The organism is Microbacterium azadirachtae (genome assembly GCF_000956545.1).
Lineage (GTDB): Bacteria > Actinomycetota > Actinomycetes > Actinomycetales > Microbacteriaceae > Microbacterium > Microbacterium azadirachtae.
This window is the reverse complement of record NZ_JYIT01000064.1, coordinates 1-14,927: the sequence shown is the minus strand read 5'-3', so window position 1 is coordinate 14,927 and position 14,927 is coordinate 1. Positions and strand designations below refer to the sequence as shown.

At 70.5% G+C, this 14,927-nt stretch carries 14 protein-coding genes and 1 rRNA gene; 2 read left to right on the top strand and 13 right to left on the bottom strand.

The annotated features are described in order from the left end of the window. Position 1: 1 nt before the first annotated feature. The 6 genes from RL72_RS04995 to RL72_RS04970 form a co-directional block, all read right to left on the bottom strand. The gene (locus tag RL72_RS04995; protein ID WP_045249721.1) at positions 2-940 is read right to left on the bottom strand and encodes a carbohydrate kinase family protein; all 939 of its coding nucleotides are present in this window, start codon (positions 938-940) and stop codon (positions 2-4) included. Continuing rightward, on the bottom strand, positions 937-2,400 hold the full coding sequence (locus RL72_RS04990; protein ID WP_248700382.1) for a glycoside hydrolase family 32 protein: 1,464 nt from the start codon (positions 2,398-2,400) through the stop codon (positions 937-939). Before RL72_RS04990 ends, RL72_RS04995 begins: the two co-directional genes overlap by 4 nt. A 26-nt stretch (positions 2,401-2,426) precedes the next feature. Continuing rightward, positions 2,427-3,839 (bottom strand): glycoside hydrolase family 32 protein, encoded by a 1,413-nt coding sequence (locus tag RL72_RS04985; RefSeq protein ID WP_045249719.1) that lies wholly within the window; start codon positions 3,837-3,839, stop codon positions 2,427-2,429. An 88-nt stretch (positions 3,840-3,927) separates the two neighbouring features. After that, positions 3,928-4,815, bottom strand: a complete 888-nt coding sequence (locus RL72_RS04980) for a carbohydrate ABC transporter permease (RefSeq protein ID WP_045249718.1) — start codon at positions 4,813-4,815, stop codon at positions 3,928-3,930. Continuing rightward, positions 4,812-5,669, bottom strand: coding sequence for a carbohydrate ABC transporter permease (locus RL72_RS04975; protein WP_045249717.1), 858 nt, complete (start codon positions 5,667-5,669; stop codon positions 4,812-4,814). The genes RL72_RS04980 and RL72_RS04975 overlap by 4 nt, the downstream gene beginning before the upstream one ends. A gap of 113 nt (positions 5,670-5,782) precedes the next feature. Continuing rightward, positions 5,783-7,195, bottom strand: a complete 1,413-nt coding sequence (locus tag RL72_RS04970) for an ABC transporter substrate-binding protein (protein WP_052674196.1) — start codon at positions 7,193-7,195, stop codon at positions 5,783-5,785. Positions 7,196-7,376: 181 nt separating this feature from the next. Between RL72_RS04970 and RL72_RS04965 the strand changes: the two genes are divergently transcribed. Beyond that, positions 7,377-8,396, top strand: a complete 1,020-nt coding sequence (locus tag RL72_RS04965) for a LacI family DNA-binding transcriptional regulator (protein ID WP_045249715.1) — start codon at positions 7,377-7,379, stop codon at positions 8,394-8,396. 28 nt (positions 8,397-8,424) lie between these two features. On the opposite strand, the gene recN is transcribed toward RL72_RS04965, so the two are convergent. From recN to RL72_RS19730, 6 genes are read right to left on the bottom strand one after another with little or no spacing between them, the layout of a single operon-like run. Then, positions 8,425-10,110, bottom strand: a complete 1,686-nt coding sequence (recN, locus tag RL72_RS04960) for a DNA repair protein RecN (protein ID WP_045249714.1) — start codon at positions 10,108-10,110, stop codon at positions 8,425-8,427. Further along, positions 10,107-11,030 (bottom strand): NAD kinase, encoded by a 924-nt coding sequence (locus RL72_RS04955; RefSeq protein ID WP_045249713.1) that lies wholly within the window; start codon positions 11,028-11,030, stop codon positions 10,107-10,109. The genes recN and RL72_RS04955 overlap by 4 nt, the downstream gene beginning before the upstream one ends. After that, positions 11,027-11,827: a TlyA family RNA methyltransferase gene (locus RL72_RS04950; RefSeq protein WP_045249712.1), complete on the bottom strand. Its 801-nt coding sequence runs from the start codon at positions 11,825-11,827 to the stop codon at positions 11,027-11,029. The genes RL72_RS04955 and RL72_RS04950 overlap by 4 nt, the downstream gene beginning before the upstream one ends. Then, positions 11,824-11,988 carry a hypothetical protein gene (locus tag RL72_RS20035; RefSeq protein WP_169748211.1) on the bottom strand — a complete coding sequence of 55 codons (165 nt, stop codon included), beginning with the start codon at positions 11,986-11,988 and terminating at the stop codon, positions 11,824-11,826. Before RL72_RS20035 ends, RL72_RS04950 begins: the two co-directional genes overlap by 4 nt. 37 nt (positions 11,989-12,025) lie before the next feature. Beyond that, positions 12,026-13,057 (bottom strand): HAD-IIA family hydrolase, encoded by a 1,032-nt coding sequence (locus tag RL72_RS04945; RefSeq protein ID WP_045249711.1) that lies wholly within the window; start codon positions 13,055-13,057, stop codon positions 12,026-12,028. Further along, complete coding sequence (locus tag RL72_RS19730; protein WP_248700381.1) at positions 13,054-13,809, bottom strand: hypothetical protein; 756 nt, start codon at positions 13,807-13,809, stop codon at positions 13,054-13,056. Before RL72_RS19730 ends, RL72_RS04945 begins: the two co-directional genes overlap by 4 nt. Here RL72_RS19730 and RL72_RS19725 point away from each other — a divergent pair. Continuing rightward, the gene (locus tag RL72_RS19725; protein ID WP_156156706.1) at positions 13,798-14,799 is read left to right on the top strand and encodes a hypothetical protein; all 1,002 of its coding nucleotides are present in this window, start codon (positions 13,798-13,800) and stop codon (positions 14,797-14,799) included. The two genes, RL72_RS19730 and RL72_RS19725, sit on opposite strands and share 12 nt — an antisense overlap. 45 nt (positions 14,800-14,844) lie before the next feature. On the opposite strand, the gene rrf is transcribed toward RL72_RS19725, so the two are convergent. Then, positions 14,845-14,927: ribosomal RNA gene (gene rrf / locus RL72_RS19080) — 5S ribosomal RNA — on the bottom strand; the annotation flags it as partial.

Below are 14,927 nucleotides of genomic sequence, written 5' to 3'. Positions count from 1 at the left end.
ATCAGCGGCCGTCACCGTCGGACACGGCGCGCGTCGCGTCGAGACGTTCCTCGAGCTCGGCCGGGCGCGGCGGGTTGGCACCGGCGCGCGACACCGTGATCGCGCCGGACACGAGCGCCGTGTCCAGCGCCGCGACGACGTCCTCCGCCGGGATCGGCGCGCCGTCCACGAGCAGGCGGTCCGTGCCGTCGCGCAGCAGGCCGAACAGCAACCCGGACATGAACGCGTCGCCGGCGCCGATCGTGTCGACGACGTCCACTCTCACGGCGGGACGCTCGTACCGCACGCCGTCGACGAGCGCCACGGCTCCCTGCGCGCCGCGCGTGATCACGACGAAGCGCGTGCCGCCTTCGGCGAGCGCGTCCAGGACGTCCTCGAGGCTCGCGCCGGGCCGCAGCCACGCGGCGTCCTCGTCGCTGAGCTTGACGACCTGCGAGGCCGCGGCGAGCTCGAAGACCCGCCGGCGTGCGGCGTCCGCCGGGCCGATGACGTCGGCGCGGATGTTCGGGTCGAACGATCTCAGCGTGCCCGCGGGCGCGTCGCGGTAGGCCGCGAGCAGAGCGCTCGAACCCGGCTCGCGCAGCGCGCCGATCGATCCGGTGTGCACGAGGGCGAGCTCGTCCAGTTCCGGCACCGCGATCTCGCCGGCCAGCGCGAAGTCGTACTCGGCACTGCCGTCCTCGGCGATCGTCGCGGTCGCCGTCCACGACGGACCGTCGACGAGCGTGTGCGCCCCGACGCCGACGCGGTCCTCCGCGAGGTGCGCACGGATCAGATCCCCGTACGCGTCGTCGCCGATCCTGGCGTGCAGCACCGGCGGCCGGCCGAGCCGTGCGAGGCCGACGGCCACGTTCATCGGCGACCCGCCCGCATGGGCCCCACCACCGACGACGATGTCGACGAGCGCCTCCCCGATCACCGCGATCCGCGCCTGGTTCATGCCTGGAGCCCCTCTCCCGCCTCGACGACGAGTTCGTCGATCCGCACACTACCGCTCACCGCGCGCACCTCGAAGCGCGAGCACGTCCGGTCGGCGAGTCTGTCCGTGAGCACGGCGGTCCCGTCATCGGCGAAGACCTCGATCGACCCGTGGTCCAGCCAGAGCATGGCGTCGAGTCCGCCCGGCTGCAGGGGCAGGTGCTCTACGCTGCCGAACGCTTCCGGGAGCCCCGCGGCGCCGACCCGGCGATCCAGGGAGAGCTCCCCGTCGCGCACGCGCAGGATCGCGATCGGTGCGGCGCCGTCGCCGAGGCGCAGCTCGGCGGAGGCGCCGTCGTCCAGCCGGAGCCGCAGCCGGATCCGCGCCACCGGAGGCGCATCGAGGATCCGCGGCGCACCCGGCCGCACCTCGGCACCCGTGATCGCCACGATCGGCACCACCGCGGGGCCGACCGGGTCCTGACGCAGCCGGATCCGCCCGCCCGCGGTCACGAGCGACAGCCGTCGCGCCAGCGTCATCGCTCCGCGCTGCGGCTCGGGCCCTGCGGGCGGCATCGCCCCGGCGTACTCCCAGTTGCTCATCCAGGCGATGAGCGTCCGCTCGTCGTCCGGGAGTCCCGAGAACGTGACTCCCGCGTAGCAGTCCCGGCCGTAGTCGATCCAGTCCAGGGCCGCCAGCTCGGCGGCGCCCGTCTCGTCTCCCGGAGCGACGTCCGGGACCGGGGCGTCGGGGACGAAGCGCACGCCGTCGAAGGAGCCGATGACGTACATCGTCCCCGACCCGCCGGCCAGGCCGCCGGGGTTCATGCTGATGATCAGCACCCAGCGCACGTCGTCCGGATCGCCGTCCACCGCCAGCGGGAACAGGTCTGGGCACTCCCACACCCCGAGAGCCGTGCCGCGCGGCCCGTAGTCGGACAGGAACTCCCAGTGCCGCAGATCCGCCGAGCGGTAGAGCACGACCTTGCGCTCGACCGCTTCGACGGCCACCATCACCCAGTACTCGCCCGCGGCGCCCGTGTAGCGGAACACCTTGGGGTCGCGGAAGTCGGCCGAACCGCGGTCCAGGACAGGATTGCCGGCGTGCATCGCCCAGGTCTCTCCGCCGTCCGCGCTCGAGGCGATCCCCTGCGACTGATGTCCGCCCGTCTGATCAGCGAGCGTGAACACGGCGATCAGGGGCGGTTGGCCGTCGACGCCGAGGCCGCTGGTGTCGCGCGCGTCGAACACCGCGGAACCCGAGAAGATCTCGTGCTCCGAGGTGTACCGCAGCGCGACGGGGTGCTCCTCCCACCGCACGAGATCCCGGCTCGAGGCGTGACCCCAGCTCATGTATCCGTGCTCGGCGCCGTTCGGGTTGTACTGGAAGTACAGGTGGTAGCGACCGTCGTGGAAGATCAGGCCGTTGGGATCGTTCAGCCAGTTGCGGGCCGAGGAGAAGTGGATGAGCGGACGTGTCACGGGCGAGGCCTCCAGCGCGGATGTCGTCATGGGCGCGTGCGGATCTCGAGGGACACCAGGTCGGCGGCCCCTCCGTTGACGAACACCCCGACGCGCTCCCCGGCCCGCCGATACAGGCGGGTGCTCAGCGCCACGCGGCGGTCGACGACCGCGACGAGGATGTCGCCGGAAACGACGACCTCGACCCGATGCCGGCCCGCCGGCAGCGGGCAGGGACGCTCGAGCACGAACGGCACGTCGCCGGAGATCTGCCACTGCTCGTCGCCGGTGCGGGTGCGGGGCCAGCGATCGAACACCACCCGGTGGCGACGCGGCTCGAGCCGGATCGCTCCCGCCTCCTCGCCGTCGGCCGTGGCGCGGAGCAGGATCCCGACCTCCTCTGTTCCGTCGGCGATGTCGAACTCGGCGGTCAGCAGGCAGGTGTCGGGGAGGTCGAGGTCGCCGATGCTCTGCACGAAGCGGTCCGTGCCGTCCAGACGCGCGGGCACCGGCACGCCGGAGGCCACGGGCACGGTGAAGGATCCGAGGAACTCGTCCGGCAGGTGGAACGCCAGGCTGCCGTCCGCACGCTGCGTCGCCTCGAGGGTCGACATCGTCCCGGCCCACTGCCATGCTCCGCCGTCGGCGTGGCCCTCCCGGGTGGCGATCCAGCCGACGAAGAAGCGGCGTCCGTCGCGCTCGACCGTCTTGGCCGCGTAGAACGAGCGGGCGTCGACCGTGTCGTCGTCCGGCGCGAGCCACGGCCCGTCCAGGGAGCGCGCGATCCGGTAGCGCGTGCAGAACGCGTCGGAGAACTCCGAGTACACCAGGTACCACCACTCGCCCCACCGGAACACGTCCGGGCACTCGTGGGCGATGTATCGACGCGGGTCCCAGAGGGGCTCGATGGGGAGCCACGAATCGAGATCCGTCGAGGTGAGCTGCGCGATCGTGCCGCGCCGGCGCTCCGGCCCGTCGGAGTGCCGGGCGGCGACCAGCATCCGCCAGCGGTCGCCGTCGCGGAACACGAACGGATCGCGCCAGTCCCCCGTCTCGTACCCCTCGGGGGCGCCCACCGTGAGCTCCGGATGCTTGATCCATCCCTCCAGTCCGGTGGTGCTGACGGCATGCGCGACCAGCTGCAGCGGGCGCCCGTCGGCGCCCCGCCGCGTCGGGTTCTGGGCGGTGGAGAACAGGTGCGCGACCCCGTCGTCGTCGATCACCACGGATCCGGTGTAGACGTTGAAGTCCTCGGCGTCCGGGCCGCCGCTGGGCACCGCGAGACCGCGATCCTCGAAGTGCACGAAGTCGGTCGTCGTGACGAGATGCCACGGCATGCCGGTCTTCGGCACTTCTCTGTCGTCGAAGAGGTACCAGAGGTGGAAGACGCCATCACGCTGGAACGGGATGACATCTCCGACCCAGCCTCCGTCGGGACGGAAGAAGACGGTGTCGGTCATCGGGACTGCTCCGTTTCGGGTGGTCGGGAAGGGACGAGCGCGCCCCGGGCGGGGCGCCTCGATCGTGTCGGGGACGAGAGCGGGGGTGCTAGCGGGACGAGCCCGCGGTCACGCCCGCGATGAAGTAGCGCTGGGCGACGATGAACAGCAGCACGCTCGGGATCATCGAGAGCACCACGCCGGCGAGGACGACCGAGATCGATCCGGTGCCCAGGTTCCCCTGCAGGCCGACCAGGCCGAGCGGCAGGGTGAAGGTGCTCTGATCCTGCAGGAAGATCAGGGGCCGGTAGAACTCGGCCCAGAACCCCGAGAAGTTCAGGATCGCGAGCGTCGAGATCGCCGGCGCCGCCATCCGCGCGTACACGTGGAAGAACACGCCGAACTGCGTCGCACCGTCGATCCGCGCGGCCTCGCCGAGCTCCCTGGGCATCTGCATGAAGTACTGCCGCATCAGGAACGTGCCGAAGGCGCTGCCCAGCGCCGGGACGATCAGGGAACCGAGACCGTCCTGGAGGCCCAGCGACTTCACGATGAGGAACACCGGGATGATGATCGTCTGCAGCGGCACCATCATGGTCGCCAGGAACGCCCCGAAGATCACGTTCTTGCCGGGGAACGAGATCATCGCGAACGCGTACCCGCTCAGCGTGCAGGTGATCGTCTGACCGACAACGATCAGCAGCGTCACGATCGTGCTGTTCAGGAAGAACTGCCCGATCGGGATCTGGTCGAACACCGCCGCGTAGTTGCTGAAGTCGGCGTCGAACGGGATCCACTGCGGCGGATTGTCGAACGCCTGCGACGGCGAGCGCAACGATGTCGTCACCGTCCACAGCAGAGGACCGAGGGCGAACACGGCGGCGACGATCAGGGCGATCAGGCCGGCGATCTTGCCGAGACTCCAGAAGCGGGCTCCGGGGCCGCCGCTCCGGGGCCGCCGGCGGCGGCCCGTCACGATCAGGGATGTCGCGCTCATTGGTAGAACACCAGCTTCCGGGAGGCGAGGAACTGGATCCCGGTGATCGCGAGGATCAGCAGGAGGAGGATGATCGCGATCGCCGAGGAGTAGCCGAACTGCAGATTCTGGAACCCGGTCTGGTACATCGAGATGGTCGCGGTCGTGGTGGCCGTGCCCGGCCCGCCCTTGGTCATGATGAAGGGCTGGTCGAACAGCTGCATCGCGTTGATGAACGCGATCACCGCGGCGAAGAGGATCGTGGGGCTGATCAACGGGATCTTGATCCGGAACAGCGTGCGCAGCGGGCCTGCGCCGTCGATCGACGACGCCTCGAGCACGTCCGTCGGCACCGCCATGAGGGCCGAGACGAACAGCACGAAGGTGAAGCCGACCTGCTGCCAGACCACGATCAGCACGATCGTCACCTGCGCACCGAAGGGGCTGGTCAGCCACGGCACGCCCGACATCCCGAGGAGGCCGAGGTAGTAGTTGATCGCGCCGAACTTCGCGTCGAACAGGTAGCCCATGAAGATCGCGACAGCCGCCGTCGAGGCGAGCAGCGGCAGGTAGAACGCCGTGCGGAAGAACGTCCTGCCGAAGGTGGATGTCCGCTGGTTCACGAGGACCGCCAGGAAGAGTCCGATCGTGAGCTGCAGGGCGACGATCGCGATCGCCATGACGATCGTGACACCGAAGGACTGCAGCACGGGAGCGTCCGTGAAGAACCTCCGGTAGTTCTCCAGCCCCGCCCAGGTGGGCGGGGAGATGACGTCCCAGTGGAAGAACGACAGGCCGAGCGAAGCGAGGATCGGGATGAACGTGAACACCGTCACGAACAGCATCGACAGCGCGATCATCGCGTAGCCGAACATCCCCTCCCTCCGGGCCGCCCGCCGCGCACCGGGGCGGCGGACGGGCCGAGGAGGCTTCACCTCGCGCGACGAGACACGCAGGACCGCGTGCGGGGCGGAGACGGGGGCGGACATCAGCTGCCCTTCGCCACCTTCTCCAGGTCCGACTGCATCGCGTCGAGCGCGGCCTTCGCGTTCCCGGAGGAGATCGCCTCGGTCGTGCGCTGGTTGAGCGAGGTCGCGAGGGCGTTGTAGTACGAGGGCGCCGAGATCGGGACGGAGCCGTCGAGCTGGTCGTAGAACACCTGCCAGTTCTTCGGACCGGTGCTCGCGTAGCGTTCGGCGGTCATCAGCGACTTGCGTCCCGTGGTGGTGATGTTGCCCGGGAACATGATGTCGAAGGTCTCGGCCTCGATCATCATCTTGATGACCTCCCACGCGGCGTCCTTCTTCTTCGACGACTCGAAGATCGAGTACCCGCCCGTGCCGAAGAGCGACTTGTTGCTCTTCCACGTCGGGAAGGCCTGCACCTCGAAGCTGCCGTCCTTCATGCCTGCGTTGTGCAGACCCCCGGCCCAGAACCCGCCGCCGATCGTCATGCCGATGCGGCCGGACGAGAACAGCCCCTGCAGGGTGCCGCCGCCGCCCACGTCGGGCGAGGGCGAGTAGCCGGCCTTCTGCAGATCGATGACGTACTGGAGGGCCTCGATCGCGGCGTCGGAGTTCGCCGTCGGCGCCCCCCACTTCCATCCGCCCTTGCGGCCCTCGATGCTCTTGTCGCCGGCTTCGTACGCCTTGCTCCACAGCCAGTCGCCGCCGCCGTACTTGCCCTCTTCGATGAGGTTGCCGTCGTTGGCGTAGAGGAACGAGGTCCAACTGCCCCAGAGGCGCACCACCCAGTCGAACGGCAGGATGTCGCCGCCCAGCTTCGAGATCTTCTCCGCCGTGGAGTGGAAATCGTCGATCGTCCAGCCCGCGGCGGGGGCCGCGGCGCCCGCCTTCTGCAGCACGTCGGAGTTGTAGAACATGCTCCCCGCGTTGAAGCTGTCCGGCATGTTGTAGAGATGCCCGTCGACCATCATGGCCTCGATGAGCGCCGGATGGATGTCGTTGAAGTAGCTCGACTTCAGCGTCGACATGTCCTTGGTGACGTAGCTGTCCAGCGGGGTGATCAGCTTCTTGCCGACCATCAGCTGCAGGCCCTCGGTGGCGACGCTCACGATGTCGGGCGCCTGACCCGACGCGATGAGGGTGAGGACCTTGGCGAGGAAGTCGTTCCAGTCCTTGCCGTTGATCGCGCTGACCTTCAGCGAGAGATCCTTGTCGATCTTCTTGACCTTGGGCTGGAGGGCGTTCTGCAGGGTGGTGGCCGACTTCTGATCGCCGAAGTACAGCATCGTCAGGGTGCCGCTCTGAGACCCGCCGCCGGAGGGGGCGCAGCCCGTCAGACCCGCACCCATCCCCAGCAGTGCGGCGCTCGCGAGGCCGTAGCCTCCGAGCCGCAGAAGATCACGGCGGCCCATCACAGGCCCGAACTCTCGTGCCATCAACTTCTCCTCTCTGAGAGTGAATCGGCTTGCGCCTCATGCGCAGATCAATGGGTGGTGAACCGATTTATCCGACGGTAACACTCCCCCGAGAAGCCGCGCAAGCAGTGTTGCTAAATTAATTCACCAAATCGCATGGATCCGCTAGATTGGGAGGACGCACGGGAGAGGAGGGCTGCCGATGTCCACGGCACCGAGACCGACGCTCGCCGATGTCGCCCGGCTCTCCGGCCTGTCGAAGACGGCGGTCAGCCTCATCCTCAACGATCGCCCGTCCCGGCTCTCCGACGACGCGGTGGAGCGCGTCCGCACCGCTGCGGCACAGCTGGGCTACAAGCCGAATCCGGCCGCGCAGAGCCTGCGCTCGGGCAAGACCCGCTCGATCGGGTTCATCTCCGACCAGGTCACCATCACCCGCTTCGCCTCCGCGATGGTGCGCGGCACGCTTCGCGCCGCCCGGGAGCTGGATCACACCGTGCTCATCACGGAGACCGGCGACGACCCCAGCCAGCTGGCCGCAGCGTTCGACGAGCTCATCGACCGGCGGGTCGACGGCGTGATCGTCGGCCTGATGGCCGCCCGCATGGTCGACGTGCCCGCCGCTCCCCGAGGCATCCCCGTCGTGATCGTCAACGGCCGCACCCCCGACGACCTGCCCAGCGTGCTGCCGGACGAATACGCGGCGGGCCACGCGATGGCCTCCGTGCTGCTCGACGCCGGTCACGTGCGCGTCGGCTTCATCGGCGACATCCCGCATGTCGCCGGGGACCCGCGCCGGTCCGTCACGATCGCACGACGCCTCCAGGGCATCCGCGACGCGTTCGCCGAGCGCGGCGTCGCCGGTCCGGCCGAGGTCGTCGTCGAGAACTGGACGACGGCGATCGGCTTCGCGCACGCGCCGCAGATGCTGGACGCGCATCCGGACCTGACGGCGATCATCGCCGCGACCGACGGGGTGGCGTTCGGGATCTACCAGGCGCTGAACGAGCGCGGCCTGCGCATCCCGCACGACATCTCGGTCGTGTCGTTCGACGACGAGGATCTCGCCTCCCTGGTCCGTCCAGGGCTCACCACCGCTCGACTGCCTTACGAGCAGATGGCGCGTGTCGGCGTGGAGATGCTGCTCGGCGAGCGCGACCTGGCTCATGAGCTCCTCCCGATGCCCCTGATCATGCGGGAATCGGTGCGCGACCTGCGCTGACGCGCCGGGATCCGATCGCGGGTGGAGCTCAGTCCTCGCGCAGGGCGAGCAGCTCGCGGGCGTGCTCGAGAGCGGCATCCGAGTCGGTGAGCCCGGAGAGCAGGCGCGCCATCTCGGCTTCGCGGTCCTCCCCGTCCAGCCGGCGCACGCTCGACGCGGTGACCTGCCCGTCGTTCGCCTTCACCACGCTCAGGTGGTTGTTGGCGAACGCCGCCACCTGCGCCAAGTGCGTGACGGCGATGACCTGCGAGCTGCGTGCGAGGCGGGCGAGCCGCCGGCCCACCTCGATCGCGGCGGCGCCGCCGATGCCGGCATCCACCTCGTCGAAGACGAAGGTCGGCACCGGATCCGTTCCGGCGATGACGACCTCGATCGCGAGCATGACACGAGAGAGCTCGCCGCCCGACGCGCCCTTGGCCACCGAGCGCGGCTCGGCGCCGGGGTGCGGTGCAAGCAGGATCGCGACGTCGTCGCGGCCGTGCGCGCTCTCGGCGCCCTCGGTGACGGCGACCACGAGGCGAGCGTCCGGCATCGCGAGGGCGTGCAGCTCCTCCGTCACCGCCGCTCCCAGTCGCCCGGCCGCCTCTGTCCGCGTGGCCGTCAGCGCGGCCGCCGCCTCGTCGAGGGCCGCGCGGGCGGCGTCTCGTTCGGCCGTGAGCCGCTCGATGTGGTCGGAATCGTCGTCGAGCTCGGCGAGACGCGCCGAACCGGTGTTCCAGAGGTCGAGGGCGGCATCGAGAGTGCCGTGTGCGCGGACGAGCGCCGCGAGCGCCGAGCGGCGCTCCTCGACGGCAGCCAGCTCGTGCGGCCCCGACTCGTCCAGGTCGGCGAGGTATCCGCTCAGCTGCGCGGCGATGTCCGTCGCGCGATAGCCGATCTCGGCGATGCTCTCGGCGATCTCGGCGAGAGCCGGGTCGCTGGCACGCTCGAGTGCACGGCGAGCCTCCGCCGCGAGCGTGGACACGTCGTTCTCGCCGTCCTCGTCCGAGAGCGCGGACCGCGCGACGGCCGCGGCCTGACGCAGCTCCTCCGCATTGGCGAGACGCTCGGCGCGTTCGGCGAGCGCGTCGTCCTCCCCCGGCTGCGGATCCGTCGCCTCGATGAGCGCGAGGGCCTGGCGCAGCTCCTCGGCCTCGGCCTGGCGGCGCTCACGATTGCCCGCGATCTCGTCGAGCTGCGCGGAGAGCGAGCGCCAGCGCTCCCACGTCTCCTCGTACTCGGCGCGGACGACGGCGATCGCTGACCCCCCGAAGCGGTCGAGCGCGTCGCGCTGCGCCGCCGCGGACCGCAGACGCAGCTGCTCGGACTGCCCGTGCACGACGACGAGATCATCGGCCAGGTCGGCCAGCACGCCGGCCGGAGCGGCACGTCCGCCCACGCTCGCACGGCTGCGCCCCTCGGCGGTGAGCGTGCGGGACACGTACAGCTCGCCTCGATCGTCGTCGTAGGGCTCGAGCTCGCCACCGGCATCGGCGACCGTGTCCGCCACGGATCCGGTGCTCGGCACGATCCACACCCCGGCGACCGAGGCCTGCGCGGCCCCGGCACGGACGGCGCCGGAATCGGCGCGGGCACCCAGCAGCAGCCCCAGACCGGTCACGACCATCGTCTTGCCCGCGCCGGTCTCACCCGTGATCGCGGTGAATCCCGGACCGATCGGCAGCACCGCCTCGGCGATCACGCCCAGATCGCGCAGGCGCATCTCCTCGATCATGAGTCGGCTCCTCGCCAGCCGGAGACGGGCAGCTGGAACTTGCGCACCAGGCGGTCGGTGAACACGCTCGGGTGCAGCCGCGCGAGGCGGACCGGGCGCGACGACCGGCGCACGATGACCCTGGCGCCGCGGGGCAGATCGTGCGAGCGTCGGCCGTCGCACCAGAGGATCGCGTTGCCGTCGTTGCGGTCCAGGAGCTCGATCGCCACCGGGGCTCCCGGCGCGACGACGAGAGGGCGTGCGAAGAGGGCGTGAGCCGACAGCGGGACGACGGCGATGGCCTCGACCCCGGGCCAGATCACCGGTCCCCCGGCGGAGAAGTTGTAGGCGGTGGCGCCGGTGGGCGTGGAGACCACCATTCCGTCGCACCCGAAGCTCGTCAGGGGGCGGCCGTCGATCTCGACGACGACCTCGATCATCCGCTCCCGGCTGCTCTTCTCGACGGTGGCCTCGTTCAGCGCCCAGGTGCTGTAGACGACGGCGCCCTCGGCGTCCTTCACCCGCACGGCGAGAGCCATGCGCTCCTCGACGGAGTAGTCGCGATCGATGACGCGGGCGACGGCGGCGTCCATGTCGTCTCGCTCGATCTCCGCGAGGAAGCCGACGTGGCCCATGTTGATGCCGAGGATGGGCGCGGTCCCCTCGCGGACGAGCTCCGCGGCACGCAGGATCGTGCCGTCGCCGCCGAGCACGATGGCGAGCTCGATGTCCTCGACGGGCACACCGCCCTCGCCGGTCCGGTCCGCCAGCAGCTCGACGTCGCGGAAGAGCGGGTCCGCGGCCGCGAGTTCGTCGCGGTCCTCGGCGGAGAGCACGGGCGTCGCACCCGCGGCGCGCAGAGCGGCGACGACCCGGTGGGCCGCCTGCACCGTGTCGTCCCGGCGCGCGTGTGCGACGACGAGGATCCTGCGCTCGTTCATCGGCCTCCTGCCATGTGGTCGATCGTGCTCAACCATTCTGTCGGATTGCTCCCCTGCCCGCGGGCGAGATGCACCAGGTACTCTGCGTTGCCATGCGTCCCGAGGATGGGCGACGGCAGCAGACCGAGCACGCCGAAGCCCTGATCCCACGCGGTCCACAGCACGCGCGCGACCGCATCGGCGCGGATGGTCGGATTGGTCACGAGACCGCCGCGCACCGCGGTGCGCCCGACCTCGAACTGCGGCTTGATGAGCAGCACGACGTCGGCATCCTCGGCCGCGGTCGCCGCGACCGCCGGGAGCACCAGGTCGAGCGAGATGAACGAGAGGTCCCCGACCACCAGCGTCGGCCGCTGCGGCTCCCCCGTCGCCTCGGCCAGGAGACGCGCGTCCATGTGCCGGACGTTGAAGCCCTCGACGGCCACGACGCCCGGATCCGCGCGGACCACGGCGGCGAGCTGGTCATGTCCCACATCGACCGCGAGCACCCGCCGAGCGCCGCGTTCGCGCAGCACCTGGGTGAAGCCGCCGGTCGAGGCCCCCATGTCCAGGGCGAGGACGCCGTCGACCGCGATGCTGAATCCGTCCAGGGCGGCGATGAGCTTGTGCGCGCCGCGGCTGACGTAGTGATCGGCGCCTGCGACCTCCAGGACGTCACTGTCCTCGACCTTCATCGAGGCCTTCACGACCGGTGCGCCGTTGACGGTCACCAGACCGTCGCCGATGAGGGTCGCCGCGTGGGTGCGGGACCGGGCGAGCCCGCGTTCCGCGAGCGCGGCGTCCAGGCGGGCCGTCATCCGCGGTCGGAAGCGGTCTTCGGGGCGCTCTCCAGGCGCCGCGCGAGATCGTCGTGCAGCGCCTGATATGCGGCGGCGCGCGACTCCAGCGGCTGGCCCTCGATGAGGCGCAGCCGGCTCCAGAGCCCGTCCGCCGGGTCCGGTTCGGTGTTCTCGCTCACCTGACCAGCCTACGGGGGTCCGCTCGGTTCCGGCGGATTACGGGCGGTGGAACGGGTCCGCGTACAGCCGCTCGGGCACGCGGAAGCCGAAGATCTGCCGCCCTGTGCGCCAGATCGCCTCCGCTCCGGCGCGGACGAGATCGATGGGCCGGTCCCCCTCCCGGAGGATCGTGACGTCGACGCCGTCCACGCGCACCGCGGCGTCGCGCACGGTGACTGTATCGCCCGTGACCTTCACCTCGGGATACGGCTCGTGCAGTTCGCGCAGGTCGCCGAGGATGTAGGTCGGGCGCTGTCCCTCGGCCGCGGCGAGCACGTGCTTGGGGCGGTCGATGCCGGTGAGCACGAGCGCGGACTCGATCCCCGCACGGGACGCCCCGGCGATGTCGGTGTCGAGGCGGTCGCCGATGAACAGCGGATGCTTCGCGCCGAACCGGGCGACGGCCTCCTCGAAGATCGGCGTCTCGGGCTTTCCTGCGACCGTCGCGAGGCGACCGATGGCCGTGTGCACGGCCGACACCAGCGTCCCGTTGCCCGGGGCCACTCCGCGCGACTGCGGGATCGTCCAGTCCGTGTTGGTGGCGATCCACGGGATGCCGCCCTCGTTCTCCGGGACCTTCAACGCGAACGCCGCCTCAGCGAGATCGGACCAGCCCACCTCCGGCGCGAAGCCCTGGACGACGGCCGCCGGCGCGTCGTCGGCGCTGCGGGTCACCTCGAACCCCGCCTTGCGCACCTCGTGCACGAGGCCCTCCCCGCCCACGACCAGGATCGTGGACCCCGCGGGGATGAGACCGCTGACGAGTCGCATCGCCGCCTGCGGGCTGGTGACCACCTCGTCCGGAGCGACCGTGAGGCCGAGCTCGCTGAGGTGCGCGGCGACGGAGGCGTCGGTGCGCGAGGCGTTGTTGGTGATGTAGCCGAGACGACGCGTGGCCTCGACCTGCTTCAGGCTGTCGATCGCGTACGGGATCGCACCCGCTCCGGCGTAGACCACGCCGTCGAGGTCCGCGAGGACCACGTCGACGTCGGAGAGCGGCGTGCGGCGCGACCGGGTGAACAGACTCACTCGGCGCGCTCCGCGTCCTCCGCGTCATCGGACGCCGGCGCCGCGGGGTCGACGGGATCGGCCTCGGCGCGCTGCTCCTCCGCCACGCTGCCGTCCACCGCGCTGTCCTCCGTGGGATCCTCGGGTGCCGCGTCGTCGTCAGTCTCCGCGTCGTCGTCGGTCTGCGGGTCGTCGGGAAGATCCTCGTAGGCGTCTTCGATGATCATCTCGTCGTCGTCGCCGTGGCCGAGCGCCGCGGAGGCGACCTCGGCGCGCTCGCGCCAGAACGCCGCCTCGTCCGTGCGGCCGAGATCCTCAAGGACGGCCGCACGTGCGTCGAACAGCGCGGGACTCCACTCGAAGGCGAGGTCAGGGTTCAGCTCGGGGATCTCGAGCTCGCCCAGCGCCAGCTCGAGCTCACCGCGATCGAGACGCGCGCCCGACATCGCGATCGCGAGTGCGACGCGCGTCGGCGTCGGAAGCGCAGAGCGATCGACCGAACGCGCCTCCTCGAGCGCGCGATCGGGGCGGCCCATGCCCCGCTCGCTGTCGACGATGAGGGCGATCTGGTCGTCGTTCCCGGAGATGCGACGGTAGGTGCGCAGCTCGCGCAGAGCGAGCGCGAAGTCGCCCATCGCGTAGGCGGTGATCGCCACGGACTCACGCACCACCGCGACGCGACCGGCACGACGCGACGCCGCCAGCGCATGCTGATGCGCGCGCTCCGGGTCCTCGTCGATGAGCCGTGCTGCCATCGCAAGATGACGCGCCACCTGCTCGGCGTTCTCCTTGCTGAGAGTCTTCAGCTCATTACGGGCCGACGGGTGCAGATCACGTGCCGTGATCTCCTCGGGAAGTTCGGGGTCACGCGGACGGTCGCTCGCGTAGGTGTCGCGACGCGGACGATCGGAACGCTCGCCACCGCGGAACGGCCGGTCTCCATCCCGGCGAGGACGGTCGTCATTGCCGCGGAACGGCCGGTCCCCGTCACGACGCGGACGGTCGGACCGCTCGCCACCGCGGAACGGCCGGTCTCCATCCCGGCGGGGACGGTCGTCATTGCCACGGAACGGGCGATCCCCGTCCCGGCGGGGACGGTCATCATTGCTGCGGAACGGCCGGTCGCCGTCACGACGCGGACGATCGGAACGCTCGCCGGCGCCGCGGAACGGACGATCACCGTCGCGGCGGGGACGGTCGGACTGCTCGCCGGCACCACGGAACGGACGATCACCGTCACGGCGAGGACGATCGTCATTGCTGCGGAACGGCCGGTCGCCGTCACGACGCGGACGATCGGAACGCTCGCCGGCACCACGGAACGGGCGGTCCCCCTCACGGCGCGGACGGTCATCGTTGCTGCGGAACGGCCGGTCGCCGTCACGACGCGGACGATCGGAACGCTCGCCGGCACCACGGAACGGGCGGTCCCCCTCACGGCGCGGACGGTCATCGTTACTGCGGAACGGACGATCACCGTCACGACGCGGACGATCGGAACGCTCGCCGGCGCCACGGAACGGACGATCACCGTCACGGCGAGGACGATCGTCATTGCCGCGGAACGGCCGGTCGCCGTCACGACGCGGACGATCGTCATCACTGCGGAACCGGCGATCGCCATCCTGACGTGGACGGAACGTACGCTCGGAACGGTCGCCATCGACATAGCGGCGGGGACGCCCCGCACCGCCTTCCTTGCGGTCGCGCGAGGGCTTGCCGTCATCGGCCATGTCGTGACTCCTTCCGTTCGAGCATGTTAACGCAGAAAGGCCACCCTGCGTTGGGTGGCCTTTCTGTTAAAGGAAGTCCGGCGGTGTCCTACTCTCCCACAGGGTCCCCCCTGCAGTACCATCGGCGCTGTGAGGCTTAGCTTCCGGGTTCGGAATGT